This window comes from Pseudonocardia humida (assembly GCF_023898865.1).
GTDB lineage: Bacteria > Actinomycetota > Actinomycetes > Mycobacteriales > Pseudonocardiaceae > Pseudonocardia > Pseudonocardia humida.
In genome coordinates this window covers 1-18212 of record NZ_JAGSOV010000042.1, presented here as the reverse complement: position 1 = coordinate 18212, position 18212 = coordinate 1, and the positions used below count along the sequence as shown (strand labels likewise).

17 protein-coding genes are annotated in these 18212 nt (G+C 76.8%); 9 read left to right on the top strand and 8 right to left on the bottom strand.

Going from position 1 to position 18212, the window contains the following annotated elements; all coding sequences use genetic code 11:
* Positions 1-6: 6 nt before the first annotated feature.
* Positions 7-504, bottom strand: coding sequence for a MarR family winged helix-turn-helix transcriptional regulator (locus KDL28_RS20920; RefSeq protein WP_252441146.1), 498 nt, complete (start codon positions 502-504; stop codon positions 7-9).
* A 38-nt stretch (positions 505-542) separates the two neighbouring features.
* Here KDL28_RS20920 and KDL28_RS20915 point away from each other — a divergent pair, with 38 nt between their 5' ends.
* On the top strand, positions 543-1781 hold the full coding sequence (locus KDL28_RS20915) for an MFS transporter (protein ID WP_252441145.1): 1239 nt from the start codon (positions 543-545) through the stop codon (positions 1779-1781).
* On the opposite strand, the gene KDL28_RS20910 is transcribed toward KDL28_RS20915, so the two are convergent.
* The 4 genes from KDL28_RS20910 to KDL28_RS20895 all read right to left on the bottom strand — a co-directional run bounded on the left by KDL28_RS20910 (position 1732) and on the right by KDL28_RS20895 (position 5485).
* The gene (locus KDL28_RS20910; RefSeq protein WP_252441144.1) at positions 1732-3000 is read right to left on the bottom strand and encodes a TetR/AcrR family transcriptional regulator; all 1269 of its coding nucleotides are present in this window, start codon (positions 2998-3000) and stop codon (positions 1732-1734) included. The two genes, KDL28_RS20915 and KDL28_RS20910, sit on opposite strands and share 50 nt — an antisense overlap.
* A 133-nt stretch (positions 3001-3133) precedes the next feature.
* Positions 3134-3433, bottom strand: a complete 300-nt coding sequence (locus tag KDL28_RS20905) for an antibiotic biosynthesis monooxygenase family protein (protein ID WP_252441143.1) — start codon at positions 3431-3433, stop codon at positions 3134-3136.
* A gap of 202 nt (positions 3434-3635) precedes the next feature.
* Positions 3636-4736, bottom strand: a complete 1101-nt coding sequence (locus KDL28_RS20900) for a serine hydrolase domain-containing protein (RefSeq protein WP_252441142.1) — start codon at positions 4734-4736, stop codon at positions 3636-3638.
* A 47-nt stretch (positions 4737-4783) separates the two neighbouring features.
* A complete protein-coding gene (locus KDL28_RS20895) occupies positions 4784-5485 on the bottom strand; it encodes a pyridoxamine 5'-phosphate oxidase family protein (RefSeq protein ID WP_252441141.1) in 702 nt (233 codons plus the stop codon).
* Positions 5486-5667: 182 nt separating this feature from the next.
* Here KDL28_RS20895 and KDL28_RS20890 point away from each other — a divergent pair, with 182 nt between their 5' ends.
* From KDL28_RS20890 to KDL28_RS41605, 5 genes are all read left to right on the top strand, one after another.
* Positions 5668-6924 carry a hypothetical protein gene (locus KDL28_RS20890; RefSeq protein WP_252441140.1) on the top strand — a complete coding sequence of 419 codons (1257 nt, stop codon included), beginning with the start codon at positions 5668-5670 and terminating at the stop codon, positions 6922-6924.
* Positions 6921-9416, top strand: coding sequence for a serine/threonine-protein kinase (locus tag KDL28_RS20885; protein WP_252441139.1), 2496 nt, complete (start codon positions 6921-6923; stop codon positions 9414-9416). Before KDL28_RS20890 ends, KDL28_RS20885 begins: the two co-directional genes overlap by 4 nt.
* Positions 9417-9438: 22 nt before the next feature.
* Positions 9439-10446, top strand: coding sequence for a PP2C family protein-serine/threonine phosphatase (locus tag KDL28_RS20880; RefSeq protein ID WP_252441138.1), 1008 nt, complete (start codon positions 9439-9441; stop codon positions 10444-10446).
* Positions 10443-11741 (top strand): vWA domain-containing protein, encoded by a 1299-nt coding sequence (locus tag KDL28_RS20875; RefSeq protein ID WP_252441137.1) that lies wholly within the window; start codon positions 10443-10445, stop codon positions 11739-11741. Before KDL28_RS20880 ends, KDL28_RS20875 begins: the two co-directional genes overlap by 4 nt.
* Before the next feature lie 169 nt (positions 11742-11910).
* Complete coding sequence (locus tag KDL28_RS41605) at positions 11911-12501, top strand: FHA domain-containing protein (RefSeq protein ID WP_252441136.1); 591 nt, start codon at positions 11911-11913, stop codon at positions 12499-12501.
* Here the strand turns inward: KDL28_RS41605 and KDL28_RS20865 are convergent.
* Positions 12489-13457 (bottom strand): glutamate ABC transporter substrate-binding protein, encoded by a 969-nt coding sequence (locus KDL28_RS20865; protein WP_252441135.1) that lies wholly within the window; start codon positions 13455-13457, stop codon positions 12489-12491. The two genes, KDL28_RS41605 and KDL28_RS20865, sit on opposite strands and share 13 nt — an antisense overlap.
* Entirely contained in the window at positions 13454-14797 is a 1344-nt protein-coding gene (locus KDL28_RS20860; protein WP_252441134.1) for a GlnX family signal transduction membrane protein, read from the bottom strand. The genes KDL28_RS20865 and KDL28_RS20860 overlap by 4 nt, the downstream gene beginning before the upstream one ends.
* A gap of 162 nt (positions 14798-14959) precedes the next feature.
* Between KDL28_RS20860 and KDL28_RS20855 the strand changes: the two genes are divergently transcribed.
* Together KDL28_RS20855 and KDL28_RS20850 are read left to right on the top strand one after the other, a co-directional pair.
* Positions 14960-15430: a hypothetical protein gene (locus KDL28_RS20855; protein ID WP_252441133.1), complete on the top strand. Its 471-nt coding sequence runs from the start codon at positions 14960-14962 to the stop codon at positions 15428-15430.
* Positions 15423-15749, top strand: coding sequence for a transcriptional regulator (locus tag KDL28_RS20850; protein ID WP_252441132.1), 327 nt, complete (start codon positions 15423-15425; stop codon positions 15747-15749). Before KDL28_RS20855 ends, KDL28_RS20850 begins: the two co-directional genes overlap by 8 nt.
* 15 nt (positions 15750-15764) lie before the next feature.
* Here the strand turns inward: KDL28_RS20850 and KDL28_RS20845 are convergent, their stop codons facing one another.
* The gene (locus KDL28_RS20845) at positions 15765-16523 is read right to left on the bottom strand and encodes an IclR family transcriptional regulator (protein WP_252441131.1); all 759 of its coding nucleotides are present in this window, start codon (positions 16521-16523) and stop codon (positions 15765-15767) included.
* 92 nt (positions 16524-16615) lie between these two features.
* On the opposite strand from KDL28_RS20845, the gene hutH reads away from it, so the two are divergent.
* The gene (gene hutH / locus KDL28_RS20840; RefSeq protein ID WP_252441130.1) at positions 16616-18145 is read left to right on the top strand and encodes a histidine ammonia-lyase; all 1530 of its coding nucleotides are present in this window, start codon (positions 16616-16618) and stop codon (positions 18143-18145) included.
* The last annotated feature ends 67 nt before the right edge of the window (positions 18146-18212 follow it).

Below are 18212 nucleotides of genomic sequence, written 5' to 3'. Positions count from 1 at the left end.
CGCAGCTCACCCGTCGCGCTCCAGGCTCTCGGCGAGGCGGCCGAGCAGCTCCTGCAGCCGGTCGCGCTCCTCCGCGGTGAGCCCGCTGACCAGGCGCCCCTCGTTGGCCAGGTGCACGGCGATGAGCCGGTCGGTCGTCGCGACGCCGTGCGGGGTCAGCCGGACGGTCTTGCCGCGGCCGTCGCCGTCGGCGCTGTCCCGCTCGACGAGGCCCAGCGCCTGCAGCCGGTCGAGCCGCTTGGTGATGGCCCCGGTGGTGACCAGCAGCGAGCGGCTCAGGTCGGTGGGGCGGGCGTGGAACGGCTCGCCCCCGCGGCGCAGCGCGGCCAGCACGTCGAAGTCGCCGTTGGCCAGGTCGGCGGCGGCGAAGAGCGGGCGCAGCCTGCCGTCCACCAGGTGGGCCAGCCGCTGCAACCGCCCGACGATCAGCATCGGGCCGGCGTCCAGGTCGGGGCGCTCGCGCGCCCACTGCTCGACGATCCCCGCGACGACGTCCTCGGCCATGCTTGCAGTGTACCTTCCACGGAAGTAAAGTCGCTTCCATGGAAGCGACCGAGATCGGGACGGAAGCCGGGGACGTCCGGACGCTGATGGCCGCCCACGCCGCCAACGCGCTGGGCGACGGCAGCTTCCACGTCACCTCCGCCCTGTTCTTCGCCCAGGTGGTCGGGCTCTCCGCCGCCCAGACCGGGCTGTGCCTGACGCTGGCCTGGACGGCCGGGTTCCTGCTGACCACCCCGCTCGGCCTGCTCGCCGACCGGATCGGCCTGCGCCGCAGCGCGGTGCTGTGGTCACTGGTCATCGCGGCCGCGCTGGTCGCCGTGGCGGTGTCCGGGCTGCGCGATCCCGTCCCCTTCACCGCGCTGATCGCGCTGTACGCGGTCGCGCAGAGCGCGCTGGCCGCCACCCGCCAGGCCCTGGTCGCCACCACCATCGCGCCCGAGCGCCGCGTCACCGTGCGGGCCCGGCTGCACGTCGCGGTCAACACCGGCCTGGGCCTCGGGGCCGGACTCGGCGGGCTCGCCCTCCTGGTCGGCACGCCCACCGCCTTCCTCGCCGTCTTCGTGTTCGACGCACTGACGTTCCTGGTGGCCGCGGCGGTGATCGCGCGCCTCCCCCGGCCCACCGCGCAGGTCTCCGCCGCGGCGCCCCGGTCGCTGCGGCTGGACGTGCTGCGCGACCGCCGCTACGTCGTCGCGGCCGCCCTGACCGCCGTGCTCTACCTGTACATGCCGATGCTGACCGTGGCGCTGCCGCTGTTCATCGCCCAGCGCACGGCCGCGCCGGGCTGGTCGATCGCGCTGCTGTTCGTGGTCAACACCATCGGGGTGCTGCTCGTGCAGGTCCGGGCGGCCCGCACCGTGCACTCCCTGCCGTCCGCGGCCGTGGCGCTGCGCAGGGCCGGGCTGGTGCTGCTGGTGTCGTGCCTGGTGATGGCGGGTTCGGCGGCCACCGACTCGGCCGCGGTGGCGCTGTCGGTACTGGTCGTCGGCGCGGTGCTGCAGGTGCTCGGCGAGGTCGTGCTGGCCGCCGCGTCGTGGCACGTCGGGTTCGCGCTGGCCGACCCGGACCGGCCCGGCCAGTGGCAGGGCCTGTGGTCGAGCGGTCAGCCGCTGGCCAGGGCCGTCGGCCCGGTCGTGCTGACCGCGCTGCTGCTGAGCTGGTCGGGCCCGGGCTGGCTGGTCCTGGGCGGGGTGTTCGCCGGCGTCGGCCTGCTGCTCGCCGCGGTGGTCACCCGCGCGGCCCGGGCCGGGTCGCCCCCGATCCCCCTCGCGGCCTGACCGCGGGGCAGCCGGGCGCGGGCAGCGGGGCGAGGAGGACGGCCGTGGCCAGCTCGACCAGCGCGCGCCCCACCCCGCCCCGCCGCGTCACGCGGGGCACCTGCGCCACGCTCTCGACCACGGCCATCGCCGAGGCCACCAGCACCCGCGCCGCCGGGGCCGGCAGGTCCGGGCGCACCTCCCGCAGGCAGCCCCGCCACTCCGCGACCCGGTCGGACCGGTTGCGCAGCAGCTGCTCGGCGAGGGTCCCGGGCAGGTGCAGCACCTCGGTCTGCCCGACCGCCACCAGGTCGGGGTCCTCCAGCGCGAGCCGCACGAGGCCCTCGACCAGCCCCGACAGCACCTCCCGCGGCGAACCCGCGCGCAGCGCGCGGGAGGTCTCCAGGGTCGAGCGCTCGTCGTGGCGGCGGCAGAGCGTGACCAGGATGTCCAGCTTGGTCGGGAAGTAGCGGTACAGCGCCGGGCCGACTATCCCGGCCTCCCGGCCGATGTCGTCGGTCCCGACCTCCGGGTAGCCGTCGCGGTGGAAGGCCGCGGCCGCGGCGGCCAGCACCCGCTCGCGGCGGGAGGCCATCAGCGCGCGGGCGGGCGCGGTCGCCTCCGCGGGCACCGCGACCGGCACGGCGAGCAGCGCGCGGGCGGCCGCGTCCAGCACCCCGGCCAGCTCCGACCGCGGCGCCGCCACCTGCTGCTCCGCGGGCCCGGCCAGCGCGCTGACCAGGGCCCACGCCCGCAGCTCCGCGGTGAACCCGGCGTCGGCGCCCGGGGCGGGCGGTTCGCGCCCGATCTGCTCGGCCGTGCGCGTCACCAGGCCGAACAACCGCCCGACCACCCGCGCCCGGTCCTCGGGCAGCAGGTAGCGCGACTCGCGCCTGCGCAGCACGGCGTAGCCCCGGCTGTGGGTCGCCGCGCCGATGAGCCCGGCCAGCAGGCCGTCCGTGCAGTCCGGGCCCGGCCACGGTCCGGCCGCCGCCTCGAACGCCGCCCGGTAGGCGTCCTGTCCCGCCCGCACGACGTGCGCCAGCAGCGCCTGCTTGTGCGCGTAGTGGCGGTACAAGGCGCGCACGGTGATGCCGTCCGCGGCCGCGATGTCCTCCATGCGCACGGCGTGGAAGCCGCGCTCGGTGAACAGCCGCGCGGCGTGCTCGCCGATCCGCTGCTTGCGGTCCTTGGGGCGCTCGCGCCGCCGGTCGGTGCCGGCGTCCGGCCGTCCTGCCACGGTCCGCCCTTCCCACCGCGCCGACGCGTTCCCCCGCCGGTGCCGGCCCCCCTCGGCCGGCACCGGCCATACTCCCAGCCACACCGGGAATCCGGGCGGGCCCCTCCCTCCCACCCCGGTGCGCGGGAACGTCCTACGGGGCGCTCGCCACCCGTTCGAAGTGGCCGCCCGCCGGCGCCTCGGCCAGGATCTCGACCATGGTCGCCCGGTAGTGCTGGAACAGGTCGGTCGCGTGGAACGCGTGGTGCGCGTCGACGGTCTCCCACTCGACCACCAGCACCACCTCCCCCGGCGCCTCGATCCCGCGCAGCACCTCGACCCCCCGGCAGCCGTCGCCGGAGGCGATGATCCGCGCGCCGTCGGCCAGGTTGGCGACGAGCTCGGCCTCACCGCCCGCGTTGGCCCGCAGCCGGGTCACCTCCACAACGCTCACCGCTCCCCCTCCGGTCCCCGGCCCCGCGGCCCCGACGGGTCCGGACAGGTGCCGCAGCGTGCCGAGGTGGCCCCGGGGATGTCAACGGCCGTTCGCCCCGGTTCCGCAGAGGTGCCGCGCAGGTGCCGCTCGCATGCCGCGCAGGTGCGGCACCGATGCCGCGGAACGCGCAGCCGCGCCGATGGGCGATGTCAGCCGGCGATCACGCCGCGAACGCCTCCGCCACCGCCGCCCGCACCCGCGAGAACGCGACGAACTGGGTCGGGTCGAGGCGGTTCTTGGTGACCGCGACGCTCACCCCGGTCGCGGTGTCGGCGAAGGCGGCGCTGCCACCGACGCCCGCCGCGCCGAACAGCGTCGGGGCGCTCGGCGCGTGCCCGACCGCACCCACCGAGTAGCCGAGGCCGTAGGCGGCCGGACCCCCGACGGTGCGGTCGGTGCCGGCGGTGGCCAGTGTCGCGACCTCGCCGGCCCGCGCGGGCGGGAGCAGGCGCACGCCCTCGACCTCGTCCAGCAGCGCGGCGTACATGCGGGCCACCGCGCGCGCCGACGTGGTGCCGATGCCGGGGATGTCGTGGCGCAGCACCTCGACGCGGTTGGCCAGCGCCGCGTCGGACACCAGCTCCGACTCCTCGGTGGAGACCCCGGCGACCAGCTCGGCGAACAGGGCCGTGCCCTCCGGGTCGTCGACGAACCGGGCCGACCGGTCGGCGGCCCGCTCCGGCACTCCGAGGAACAGCTCGTCGGCCACCCCCAGCGGCCCGGCGACCTCCTCGGCGAGCACCCGCGAGATCGGTGAGCCGGTGGCCCGGCGGACCAGCTCGCCGAGCACGAAGCCCGCCGTCAGCGTGTGGTAGCCGCTGGCCGCACCCGGCGTCCAGGCCGGCGCGGTGTCGGCGATCGCGGCGCAGGTGGCCGTCCAGTCGCACAGGCCGTCCCAGGTGGTGGCGTGCGGCAGCACCGGGATCCCCGCGGAGTGGGTCAGCAGGTGGCGCAGGGTCGTGCCCGCCTTGCCGTGCGCGCCGTACTCGGGCCACAGCTCGACGACCGGCGCGTCGTAGCCGAGCACCCCGCGCTCGACCAGCACGTTCACCACCGTCGCCGTGACGCCCTTCCCGGTGGACGCCGCGTAGAACGGGGTGTCGGGCGCGACCGGGCGTCCGGTCGCCGGGTCGGCCGTGCCCGCGACCGCGTCGACGACGAGCTCGCCGCGCCGGTACACCGCGGCCTGCAGGCCGAGCTCGGCCCCCGAGCCGACCAGCTCGTCGAGGATCCCCTGCACCAGGCGTTGGACGTCGCGCACGGCGGCGACCGTACGGCCGCGCCGGCTGCGGCGCGCCTGCTTTCCCGCTACGCCGTGGTCGCGCTGGCCTGTGGCATGGCGGCGTCGCGGTAGAGGCGCTCGGCGTACTCGGGGCCGTAGTAGCGCTCCAGGTCCTCGCGGCTCACGTCCGGGCGCTCCAGCTTGCCGGCGATCTCCGCGCGGCTGGGCAGCCCCTCGACGTCCCAGCTCTCCGGGCGCCACAACCGCGAGCGCATGAACGCCTTCGCGCAGTGGTAGAAGACCTCCTCCACGGCGACCTCCAGGGCCAGCACGGGGCGGTGGCCCTTGACCCGCATCGCGTCGAAGTAGGGGGCGTCGCGCACGAGCCGGGCCCGACCGTTGACCCGCAGCGTGTCGTCCCGGCCGGGGACCAGGAAGATGATCCCGACGTACGGGTTGGACAGCACGTTGCGGTAGCCGTCGACGCGCTTGTTGCCCGGGCGCTCCGGCACCGCGATGGTGCGCTCGTCGAGCACGCGGGCCAGCCCTCCGGGCGGGTCGCCCTTGGGCGAGGCGTCGCAGCGGCCGTCGGCGTCGCTGGTGGCCAGCACCAGGAACGGCGAGCGCGCGATCCAGTCGACGTCGATCGCGTCGAGCGTGGGGCGCTGCTTCTGCGCGACCCGCGGCAGCGGCAGCCCGATCAGCGCCTCGAGGTCGGCCGCGGTGGCGATGACGTCCTCGGGCCGGGCGGTGGCGGGCGGAACGGGGGCGAGCGGGGTGCGGTCCACGTGCTCCCACGCTACGTCCCGCGGCCGGCGAACGGCAGGCCCGTGAGGGCGATGCGGGGCGGCGGCCGAGCGCGGGTCGTCCACCGCGGCACTGGGCTATCCTGCGGCCACGATCGGGGGACGTGGCACGCCGAAGGCCCTCCCCCGGTCCGCGCCGGTGACATGGGGGGACGTGAAACCGGATGATCGACGATCGTCGCAGTGCCACGTGGCTCGACGCCGAGCTGACCCGGCGCGAGGACGCGGAGTCCAGGATGTCCGCGGCCCTGCTCGACCTGGAGCGCCACCCGGGCCACGTGCTGCTGTCCGACGGGACGCCCACCGGCACCACCGGGCGGCGGTGGGCGGTCGCGCGGGAGGCGCTGAGCGGGCTCTGGCGCGACTTCGCCGCCTACCGGTCCATCGTGCGCGCCGCCCGCGCCGTGCGCGAGCGGCGCGGCCGCCCCGGCGAGCGGGAGCTCGCCGAGCTGCACCGGCTGCTCGTCGAGCCGTCCGTCGAGATCGCCCGCACGGCCGTCGCGCTCCCCGAGCGCGGGTTGACCGGCGCGCCCGAGCGGGTCGAGGTGATCGCCCTCGACGGGCTGGCCGAGCGCATGGAGCGGGCGTTCGCCGAGGTCAGCCGGCTGGCCGTGGAGGCGGACGCCGCGCACACCGCCTTCCTGGGCGAGCTGGTGCCGGTACTGGAACGGCTGACCGAGGCCCGCCGGCGGGCCGCCGCGCTGGGCATCGGCCCCGGCGACGCGGAGACCACGACCCTCGCCGACCTCGACGACCGCGCCGCCGCGCTGCACCGCCTGGCCGCGACCGACCCGCTCGCCCGCGACGCCGGGACCCCGGCGGTCGAGCTCGCCGCGCTCGCGACCGGCACCCGCGAGCTGGCCGACCGGCTCGACCGGCTGGTCGCCCAGCGCGACCGCTGGGACGCCGACGTCCACGCCGCCCGCCGGGCGCTGGCCGAGCTGGGCCGGCTGCGCGCCGAGGCCGAGGACGCACTGGCCCGGGCCGCCGAGCTCGTCGCCGGGCCGCTGCCCGAGCTGCCCGCCGACGAGCGGGCCGCGCTGCGCGCCGCGCTCGACCGGGTGGAGCGCGCGTCCGGCTGGCCCGTCCGCGCCGCCGGGCTGACCGGCCTGCAGGTGGCGCTGGCCGCGGCGGCCGACGGCCTGCGCACCGCCCACCGGCTGGCCGCCGGTCTGCTGGAGCGCCGCGACGAGCTGCGCGGGCGCTTCTCGGCCTTCGCGGCCCGCGCCGCCCGGCTGGGCCGCGCCGAGGATCCGGAGGTCCTCGAGCTCGACGAGCGGCTGCGGCGGCTGCTCTGGACCACGCCGTGCGACCTGGTCGCGGCCACGCAGGCGCTCGCCGCGTACCGCCGCCACCTGGCCCCGGCCGCCGGGCAGCCCGGCATGAGCCGAACCGCGAGCGAGGAGGTGGACGCGCCGTGACGGACTGCCCCCAGCCGGACTGCGACGGCAGCATCCAGGACGGTTTCTGCGACAGCTGCGGCCTGGCGCCCCGGCCGCGGGCGACCGGGGCGTCCGGGCCGTCCAGACCGTCCGGGACGTCCGGGCCGTTCAGCGGCCCGGCCACGGCGGCGGCGCCGTGGTCGGGACCGGCCACCGGACCGGCCACCGCCTCCTCGGGCGCCCCGCCGCCCGACGGCAGCCCCTGCCCGCACCCGGGCTGCGACGGCACCGTCGAGGACGGCTACTGCGACGTCACCGGCCTGGCCGCCGGCTCCGCCCCGACCGGGCCGGGCAGCCAGAACACCGCCGCCCAGCCGATCGACCGGGGTTCGAGCAGCGGGACCGGCACCGGCACCGGAAGCGGGACCTCCGCCAGCCGCGCCTTCCCCACGACCGGGCGCTCCCGCAGCACGTCCAGCCGCAGCCGGCTCGGCGCCGGGTTGGTGGACGTGCCCGCCGTCTCGCGCGTCGACCCGGCCGCCGCCCTGCTGGCCGACCCGCAGGTCGCCGAGGAGAAGCGGTACTGCAGCAAGTGCGGCCACCCGGTGGGCCGCGGCCGCGACGGGCGCCCCGGCCGGTTGAAGGGCTTCTGCCCCAACGACGGCACCCGCTACGACTTCACGCCCACCCTGACCCCCGGCACGCTCGTCGCCGGGCAGTACGAGGTGCAGGGCTGCCTCGCGCACGGCGGGCTCGGCTGGATCTACCTGGCCCTCGACCGCAACGTCAACGACCGCTGGGTGGTGCTCAAGGGCCTGCTCGACTCCGGCGACGCCGACGCCATGGCCGCCGCGGTCGCGGAGCGCCGCTTCCTCGCCCAGCTCAGCCACCCGACCATCGTGTCGATCTTCAACTTCGTCGAGCACCCCGGTGCGGACGGCGCGCCGGTCGGCTACATCGTCATGGAGTACGTCGGCGGCTCCTCGCTCAAGGAGCTGCTCAACGCCCGCAGGCGCGCCGACGGCACGTTCGACCCGATGCCCGTGGGCCAGGCGATCGCCTACGCGCTGGAGGTGCTGCCCGCCCTGGGCCACCTGCACTCGCTGGGCCTGGCCTACTGCGACTTCAAGCCCGACAACGTCATCCAGTACGACCGCCAGCTCAAGCTGATCGACCTCGGCGCGGTCATCCGGATGGACGACCAGCTCAGCGCGGTGTTCGGGACGGTCGGCTACCAGGCCCCGGAGATCGCCACGGCCGGCCCGTCGCCGGCCTCGGACATCCACACCGTCGGGCGCACCCTGGCGGTGCTGGCCCTGGGCATGCCGCCGACCAGCCGCGGCGCCCCGGCCCCGCTGCCCGACGCCGCGGCGCACCCGGTGCTGGCCCGCCACGAGTCGTTCCACCGGCTGCTGCTGCGCGCCACCGACCCCGACCCGCTGCGCCGCTTCGACTCCGCCGACGAGATGGCCGACCAGCTCACCGGCGTGCTGCGCGAGGTGCTGGCCGCCGAGGACGGCGTCCCGCGACCCGGGCAGTCCACCGTGTTCGGGCCGCCGCGCGGCACGTTCGCCTCCGGGCTGCTCGGCGAGCCGACCGCGCCCGGGCGCCCCGACCCGCGCCGCACCGCGCGGATGCTGCCGGTGCCGCTGGTCGACACCGACGACCCCGCCGCCGGTGTGCTGGCCTCCGCCTCGGGCGCCAGCCCGGCCGAGATCCTGCGGCTGGCCGGCGCCGTCGGCGACCCCAGCCCCGAGCTGCGGCTGCGGGTGGTGCGCGCGCACCTGGACGCGGGCGACCCGGGCGCGGCCCGCGCCGAGCTCGACCGGATCGCCGCCACCGGGCTGGGCGACTGGCGGCTGGGCTGGCTGCGCGGGGTCGGCGCGCTCGTCGCCGGCGAGCCGCGGGCCGCGATCGACCTGTTCGACGCCGTCCTCGCCACGCTGCCCGGCGAGCCAGCCCCGAAGCTCGCGCTGGCCGCCGCGGCGGAGAGCGCCGGCCTCGACGACCTGGCCGGGCGCTACTACTCGATCATCGGACGCACCGACCCGAACGTCGCCGACGCCGCGTTCGGGCTGGCCCGGGTGGCCCTGCGGGCCGGGCAGCCGCGGGTCGCCACGGCCGCGCTCGACGCCGTGCCGGAGACCTCCAGCGAGTACGTGGCCGCCCAGCTCGCCGCGGTGCACTCGGTGCTCGTCGGCGGGCGCACGAGCACCGGGCCGCAGACCTGGGTCGCCGAGCCGGAGCTGCGCGCCGCGGCGGCGCGCGTCGAGCGCCTGCCGCTCGACCCGGCGACCGACCACGGCATCCGGGCCACCCTGCTCCACGCCGCCGTCGACCTGCTCGCCCGCCCGGGTACGCAGGCCGCCAACGGCGCGGCGCCGTTGCTGGGCTGCCCGTGGAAGGCGCGCGACCTGCGGCTGGCGCTGGAGCGCACCCTGCGCGCCTCGGCGCGGCTGGCCGGCGGGCGCGAGGAGCGGATGGCGCTGGTCGACCGGGCCAACGCGGTGCGGCCGCGGACGTGGGTGTAGGCCGGTGGTAGAGGTGTCCCCCGTGTCCAGCCCGACCGCCTGCCCGAACCCCGCCTGCGCCGAGGCGGTCGACCCCGCCGCCAACTTCTGCGAGGCCTGCGGCTCCGACCTCGCCGTCCGCGACGGCACGAGCGCGGTCACCGCGCCCGACGCCGAGCGCACCTGCCGCGGCTGCGGCACCGCGACCGGCCCCGACGACGACGAGTACTGCGCTGGGTGCGGGCTGCGCCACCGCGACCCGACCGAGCGCGTCGAGACCGTCCTGGACGGCCTCGCCGGGGTCAGCGACCGCGGCCTGGTCCGCTCGACCAACCAGGACGCGATGGCGCTCGGGCGGCACCGCGCGGGCACCGTCGCGGCCGTCGTCTGCGACGGGGTGTCGACCACCCTGACCCCCGAGCTGGCCGCCACGACCGCCGCCGACACCGCGCTCGACGTGCTGCTGCGCGGGCGCGCCGACGGCGCCGACCGCACCCGGGAGGCCGTGCTGGCGGCGGGGCGGGCCGTGGCGAAGCTCGGGCGCGCGCCGCACGGACCGTCGTGCACCCTGGTGTCGGCGCTGGTCGAGCCGCTGCCGGACGGGTCGGGGGTGGACGTCGCCATCGGGTGGATCGGCGACAGCCGGGTCTACTGGCTCGCCCCGCCCGAGTCCCCCGAGCCGGCCAGGGCGCTGACCCGCGACCACTCCTGGGCCACCGAGATGATCGCGGTGGGCATGGACCCCGCCGAGGCCGCCGCCGACCGGCGCGCCCACCAGATCACCCGCTGGCTGGGCCCGGAGGCCCAGCCGCCGGCGCCCGAGGTGACCGGGCTGCGCCCCGCCGCCGACGGGCTGCTCCTGCTGTGCACCGACGGGCTGTGGAACTACCTCGACGACCCCGCCGAGCTGTCCGCGGTCGCGCTCCCCCTGGCGGCGGAGTCCGGGCCGTTGGCCGCGGCCGCCGCGCTCACCGCGCTCGCGGTGGACGCCGGTGGCCGCGACAACATCACGATCGTGATCGTCCCCGTCAGCGTGAGGAGCAGGCCATGAGCGCGCCGCAGCCGTCGTTCTCCGTCGAGGTCGACCAGAACCCGTACCTGCACGTGGGCGCGACCCAGGTCGACGCGATCGTCACGGTCACGGCGAGCGGGGCCGGGTCCGCCGCGGGCGCCACCGGGGGCGCCGTCGAGATCATCGTCGTGGACTGCTCGGCGTCGATGTCCGGCGGCAAGATCCACGCCGCCCGGGAGGCCACCGCGGCCGCCGTCGGGCAGATCCGCGACGGCGTGGAGTTCGCGGTCGTCGCCGGCACCCACGACGCCGCCCAGATCTACCCCCGCACCGGCACGGCCACCGCCGACGCGACCACCCGGCGGGAGGCCGCGAACGCCGCGCGCCGGCTGCGGGCCGGTGGTGGCACCTCGATCGGCGTCTGGCTCACCCTCGCCCGGCGCATCGCCGAGCGGCACCCCGGCGCCGTGCGCCACGCCATCCTGCTCACCGACGGCCAGAACGGCGAGCCGCCGGAGGTGCTGGAGCGGGTCCTGGCCGAGTGCGCGGGCGGCTTCGTGTGCGACTGCCGCGGCGTCGGCACCGACTGGGACGTCGAGGAGCTGCGCCGGATCTCCTCGGCGCTGCTGGGCGGCTTCGAGTTCATCCGCGAGCCCGCCGACCTCGCCGACGACTTCGCCCGGATGATGAGCACGGCGATGGCCAAGGGCCTGGCCGACGTGGAGCTGCGGCTGTGGACGCCGAAGGGCTCGCGGGTCCGGTTCGTCAAGCAGGTCGACCCGGACATCTCCGACCTCACCGACCGGCGCACCGAGAGCGGCAGGCCCGGCGCCCCCGCCGCGCAGGGCGACTACCCGCTCGGCGTGTGGGGCGACGAGACCCGCATCTACCACGTGTGCCTGGAGGTGCCCGCGCAGGCGGTCGGCGCGGAGATGCTGGCCGGGCGGGTCAGCCTGCGCCGCAGCGGGGCGAGCGACGTGCTGGGCCAGGGCATGGTCAAGGCGATCTGGACCGACGACCCGGGCCTGTCCACCCGGATCAGCCGCCAGGTCGCGCACTTCACCGGGCAGGCCCGGCTCGCCGACTCCATCCAGGTGGGCCTGGCCGCGCTGCGCGACGGCGACGAGCGCACCGCCACCGCCCGGCTGGGCGAGGCCGTGCGGCTGGCCACCGAGTCGGGCAACGACGGCACCGCTCGGCTGCTGGAGCGGGTGGTCCTCGTCGAGGACGCGCCCACCGGCTCCGTCCGGCTGCGGGCGGGGGTGGACAAGGCCGACGCGATGAGCCTCGATACCCGGTCCACGAAGACGGTCCGGGTGCGCGGCACGGGCTGATCCGGTGGCCACCTGCCCGGCCGGGCACAGCTCGGCCGACGACGAGTACTGCGACACCTGCGGGCTGGCCGTGGACGCGGCCACCCCGCCGCCACCGTCCCCACTCCCGTCCCCACTCCCGTCCCCACTCCCGTCCCCACCGCCTCCCCCGCGACCTCTCGACGAGCCGGTGCCGGGCCGCGACGCCTGCCCGGCGTGCCGCGCTCCGCTGCAGGGGCGGTTCTGCGAGGAGTGCGGGCACGACAACGCCCTGCCCCCGCCCGACCCGCGGCCGGACGAGCGCCGGCCGGACCCCGCTCCGCCCTCGGCACCGGCGCCCACCGGTGCGGTGTGGCGGGCGGTGGTGCGCGCCGACCGGACCTGGTTCGACGTGGTGCGCGGGCGCCGGGGGCCCGACGTCGACCAGGTCGAGTTCCCGCGCTACTGCCCGGACCGCACGTTCGAGCTCACCGGCGACCGGATGGCCATCGGGCGGCGCAGCCGCTCGCGGGGCACCGACCCGGAGATCGACCTGTCCGGGCCGCCGCTGGACCCGGGCGTCTCGGCCCAGCACGCGCTGCTGCTCGCCCGCGCGGACGGCGGCTGGGAGGTCGTCGACCTGGACTCCACCAACGGCACCTCGCTCGGCGACTCGACCGCGCTGCTGCGACCGCACACCCCGGTGCGGCTGGCCGACGGCGACCGCATCCGGCTCGGGGCCTGGACCACCGTCACGATCGAGGTGGCCCGGCCCGGCACGGGCCCCGGTCAGTCGCGGTAGCGGGGCTCGGGTGGCGGCGCCGGGTCGAGCTGCGGGCCGAGCCAGCGCTGGAAGCTCTCCTCCAGGCTGCCGTCGTCGCGGCCCTGCTCCAGCACGCCGTTGACGAAGCGGACCAGGTCGGGGGCGTCCTTGCGCATCCCCACCCCGTAGCCCGCGGTCGCGAGCACCCGCCCGACGACCTCGGTCTGCGGGTCCTGGGCGGCCAGCCCGGCCAGGATGATGTCGTCGCTGGAGACCGCCTCGACCGCGCCCTGCTGCATCCGGATCACGCAGTCCGGGATCGCGACCTCGGTGACCACCTCCATGTCCACCGGCAGCGCCTCCAGCTCGCGTTCGGTGGTCGAACCCGCCGATGTGCACACCGTGCCGCCCGCGAGGTCCTCGACCTCGCGGATGCCCGAGCCCTTCGGCACCAGCAGCCGCTGCTGGGCCAGCTGGTAGGGCGCGGAGAACTCGACCGAGAGCTGGCGCGCGCAGGTGACGCTGAAGTTGTTGACCACCAGGTCGACCTGCTTCTCCTCGACCGCCTTCACCCGGTCGGCGATGTCGTAGACGATGAACTGCACGCGGTCCGGGTCGCCGAAGATCGCCTGGGCGATGCGGCGCACGATGTCGATGTCGGTGCCCTCCAGCTGCCCGGTCAGCGGGTTGCGGTAGCCGACGAGGTACTTGGTCTGGTCGACCCCGGCGATCAGGCGCTCGCGCTGCTGGATGGCGGCCATGGTCGAGCCCGGCGGCATCGCGCCGGGCTCGGGCAACGGCCCCTGCGGGCGCAGGCTGTCGACCACCTGGTCGCAGGCGGGCGCGGGGGCCGACGGCGCCGCGGGTGCGGCCGCCGCAGGGGGCGGCGCGGCGGCGGGGGTGGTGGGGACGAGCGCCGCACCCAGGGCCAGGATCCCGGCCAGCCCGAGGTAGACCGCGGGCCTGCGGACCTCGACGCCCGCGCGGCGGTTCACCGGTACTCCGCCGTCCGCTGCGCGATGCCGACCGCGATCGCCAGCCCGGCCAGCAGGAGCAGCGCCGGTGGGACCACGGCGAGCAGCGCCTGCGCGTCGCGGGCGCGGGCGACGTCGGTGACGATGGCGTCGCGCTCGACGGAGATCACCTGGGCGAGCGCGTCGTCGAGGGCGGCGAACCGGCCGCCCGAGGTGCTCGGACCGGTGCCGATGACCGATTCCACCGCCTCCTGGAAGCGGCCGCTGTCGTCGAGGGCGCGGACCTGGCCGTGCGCCTCGAACCAGTTCCGCGCCGCGGCGCGCACGGCCGCCACGTCGGCCCCGCCGGCCTGCGCGGCGCCCAGCAGGCCGCCGCGGCCGTCCGGGCCGGCGACGGGCTCGGTCAGCCCGGCGAAGGTGCGGTCGCCGCTGCCCCCACCCCTGGCCACCAGCACCAGGCTCTCGTTGCTGCGCGCCTTGAGCACCGCGGTCCGCGCGTCGTCGAGCGCGGTGACGGCCTCGGTGTGCCGGGAGGCGTCGTCGAGCGCCGACCCGGTGCGCACCGTGGCCAGGCCCCACCAGACCAGTGCGGCCAGCACCGCGAGCCCACCGAGGACCAGCCCCGGGTTGAGCAGGCGGTTGGTCCGGGAGCGCTCGCCGTTGGCCACGTCGAGGACCGCGACCAGCAGCCCCAGCCCGAGCAGCAGCACGGCCAGCGGCAGCGCCGATCCCCGCCGGTAGGCCTCGCTCAGCTCGGCGGTCTCCAGGGCGCGCAGCTCGGCCGCGGCGGGCAGCATCGTCTGCTGCATCAGCCGCGACGCCTGCGTCAGGTACGACTGGCCCAGCGGCAGCCCGGACCGGTTGTAGGTGCGGGCGGTCTCCATCAGACCGGTGTAGACCGGCAGCTGCGTGGTGAGGGTGGTGACGGGCACGGTGGCCGGGTGGCCCTCGGGCAGCAGCGACGCCGCGTGCACGAGCCGCTCCGCGGCCCGCTGGACGTCGCCGTCGTAGCGGGCGCGCCCCTCCGGCGACTCGCGCCTGCCGGAGACGTACCCGCTGGTCGCCGTGGCGTCGGCGTCGGCGAGCGACTGGAAGAGCCCGGCGGCGTCGGAGGCGAGTGCGGCGATCCGGGTGTCGCTCTCGATCACCGCCTGGGACCGGTCGTAGCCGCTGACCGCGGCCACCACGGCGGTGACCACGCAGCCCAGGACCAGCAGGGCCCCCACCCGGCGCAGCCGGTCGGGGGTGCTGTTGCCGGTCAGCGGCAGCCGCCGCTTCGCCGTGCCGTCCGCCCGTGACCGGCGCGTCGTCGGACCGGGCCCGCCCGGCTCGGCGACGCCGCCGGGCGGTCGGGTCGCCACCCCCGCACTCATAACCCATGCACCCCCCAGCGCAGGACCGCGGACAAGTGGCATGAGGTTAGCGCCAGGCGTGAGCGGATCGGGTGACACCGAGCGGAGGCCTTGTTGCAATGAAGGCAAGTAGCTGTTAATACTTGCCTCGACGGCAAGGAGGTGGAGCCGATGACCGTACCCACACCGGACGAGGCGACCGCGGCCCTCGCGGAACTGGCCGCGGGCCGGCGAGCGGTGGCGGCCGAGGAGCGGCGCCGGGTACCCGTTCTGCTCGGGGCCTGGTCCGCACTGGCCCTGCTCGACTACGCGGCGAAGGACCACGTCCCCGACCGCCGCGTCCGCCGGCTGATCACCGGCCTGTGCCAGGTCACCACGCTGGGCCTGGGCCTGCTCGACCACCGGGCCCGCCCGGTGCAGCCGGTCAGCGTCGACCCCGCCGACACCGGTCCGCGGGCCGCGGCACCGATGGCGGTCGCGCTGGCCGGCTGGGTCGTCGCGGAGCGGCTGCTCGTGCGCGGGCTGCGGCGCAGCGGCGCCGCCCACCCGAACACGCTCGCGGGCATCGCCCTCGCCGTCGGTCGGCCCGTCGGCTACCTCGGCGTCCAGCGCCTGCTCCCCCGGCCGCGCACCGATGGTTGACCCGACCGAGCCGCCCGCGGCGCAACGCCTGGACCCGCTGCTGCTCGACCCGACGCGCCTGCGGATCGCGGCGGCCCTCGCCGGCGCGGGCGAGGTCGAGTTCAAGTTCGTCCGCGACCGCGCGGGCCTCACCGACTCCGCGCTGTCCAAGCAGGTCAGGACGCTCTCGGACGCCGACCTGGTGAGCCTGCGCCGCGAGCGCACCGGGCCGGCCCGACGCGCCTGGATCCGGCTGACCCCGCACGGGCGCGCCGTCCTGGCCGAGCACGCCCGCGCCCTGCGCGAGATCGCCGACTCGGCCGAGCACGACCGGACCTGAGCCGAACGGTGCGTCCTACTGGCTCGGCTGGCCGCCGATCCGACTGCTGATCACGTGCGCGGCGTGCATCGCGTGGTCCACGACCCCGGCCTCGGGGGCGTCGCGGGGGTAGCTCACCGCCACCCCCGCCGCCGGGTAGCCCGCGTGGTCGAGCACCGCCACCCCGACCGCGGCGATGCCCGGCGTCACCTCGCCGTCCTCGGTCGCGTAGCCGCGCCTGCGGGTCTCGGTGAGCAGGTCACGCAGCGCAGGCAGCGGCACGGCGCCGGAGCGCCCGGCGAACGCGTCCGGGTGCATGAACAGCGCCCCGACCTGGGCCGCGGGCAGCGCGGCCAGCATCGCCCTGCCGCTGGCGGTGAGCTGGGCCGGCAGCCGCACCCCGACGTCGCTGTTGAGCTGCGGGGCCCCGGCCGGTCGGTTCTCGATCACGTACAGCACCTCGTTGCCGTGCAGGACCGCGAGGTGCGCCACGTGGCCCGTCCGTTCGGCCAGTCTGGTCATCGGTACCCGAGCCAGCCGGACCAGCGGCTCCGAGCGGCTGTAGCCCGAGCTGAGCTCGTAGGCGGCCGCGCCGAGGCAGTAGCGCCGCTCGTCGGCCAGGTGCACCACGAAGCCGCTCTCCACCATCGTGGCCAGCAGCTGGTAGGTGGTCGAGCGCGGGAGGCCCAGATCGCGGGCCACCGCCGCGGCCGGTACGGGGCCCGCCTGCCGAGCCAGGTGACCGAGGATCTCCAACACCTGGCGCGCCGCCGGCGCCTTCTCGGGGCGGGCCATCACCGGCCGACACTAATCAACAATCCGGGATCCCGGACAGTGGTCGCCGACTGGTCATGGTGCACGGACAGGTGACGGTGTCGGATAACGCGATGCCCTCAGTCACCGTCGGCGTCGAGCCGCTGTCAGTTCAGGAGATCATTGCCGTAGCCAGGGACGGGGTCGGTGCGGTCCTCAGCCCCGAGGCGGAGTACGAGATCACCACCAGCCGCAAGGTCGTCGAGGCCCTGGCCGACGACGTCGAGCCCCACTACGGGGTGTCCACCGGGTTCGGCGCCCTCGCCACCCGTCACATCCCCACCGAGCTGCGGGCCGACCTGCAGCGCAGCCTGGTCCGCTCGCACGCCGCGGGCTCGGGCTCGGAGGTCGAGCGCGAGGTCGTGCGCGCCCTGATGCTCCTGCGCCTGCACACCCTGGCCACCGGCCGCACGGGCGTCCGCCTGGAGACCGCCCGCGCCTACGCCGCCATGCTCACCGCCGGCATCACCCCGGTCGTGAAGGAGTACGGCTCGCTGGGCTGCTCCGGCGACCTCGCCCCGCTGGCCCACTGCGCCCTCGCCGCCATCGGCGAGGGCGACGTCCGGGACGCCGACGGCGTGCTGCGCCCCGCCGCCGACGCACTCGCCGAGGCCGGGATCGCCCCGGTCGTGCTGGCCGAGAAGGAGGGCCTGGCGCTGATCAACGGCACCGACGGCATGCTCGGCATGCTGGTGCTGGCCTGCCACGACCTCGGCGAGCTGCTGCGGGCCGCCGACGTCGCCGCGGCGATCAGCGTGGAGGCCCTGCTCGGCACCGACGCCGTGTTCGCCCCCGACCTGCAGGCGCTGCGCCCGCACCCCGGCCAGGCCGACTCCGCGGCCAACCTGCGCGCGCTGCTCGACGGCTCGGCGATCATGGCCAGCCACCGCAACCCCGAGTGCACGCGCGTCCAGGACGCCTATTCCCTGCGCTGCACCCCGCAGGTGCACGGGGCGGCCCGCGACACCGTCGCCCACGCCGCCACCGTGGCGTCGCGCGAGCTGGCCGCGGCCGTCGACAACCCCGCCGTCACCGTCGACGGCCGGCTGGAGAGCAACGGCAACTTCCACGGCGCCCCGCTGGCCTACGTGCTCGACTTCCTGGCCATCGCGGTGGCCGACGTGGCCTCGATGAGCGAGCGGCGCACCGACCGGATGCTGGACACCGCGCGCAGCCACGGGCTGCCCGCGTTCCTGGCCGACGACCCCGGCGTCGACTCCGGCCACATGATCGCCCAGTACACCCAGGCGGCGATCGTCGCGGAGCTCAAGCGGCTGGCCGTCCCGGCGTCGGTCGACTCGATCCCGTCCAGCGCCATGCAGGAGGACCACGTCTCGATGGGCTGGGCGGCGGCCCGCAAGCTGCGCCGCGCCGTCGACGGGCTCACCCGCGTCGTCGCCGTCGAGCTGCTCACCGGCGTGCGCGCGCTGGACCTGCGCGCCCCGCTCGCCCCCGCCCAGGCCACCGCAGCCGTCCGCGAGCTGCTGCGCCGCAGCGTCGCCGGCCCCGGCCCCGACCGCTACCTCGCCCCCGAGATCGAGGCCGCGGTCGAGCTCGTCGCCTCCGGTGCCGCCGTCGCCGCCACCGGCATCACCCTGAGCTGATCTCGTCGTGGGGGGGGGGGGGGGGGCGTGTCAGGGGAAACCCGCCCAACCCCCCCCCCGGGCCCAC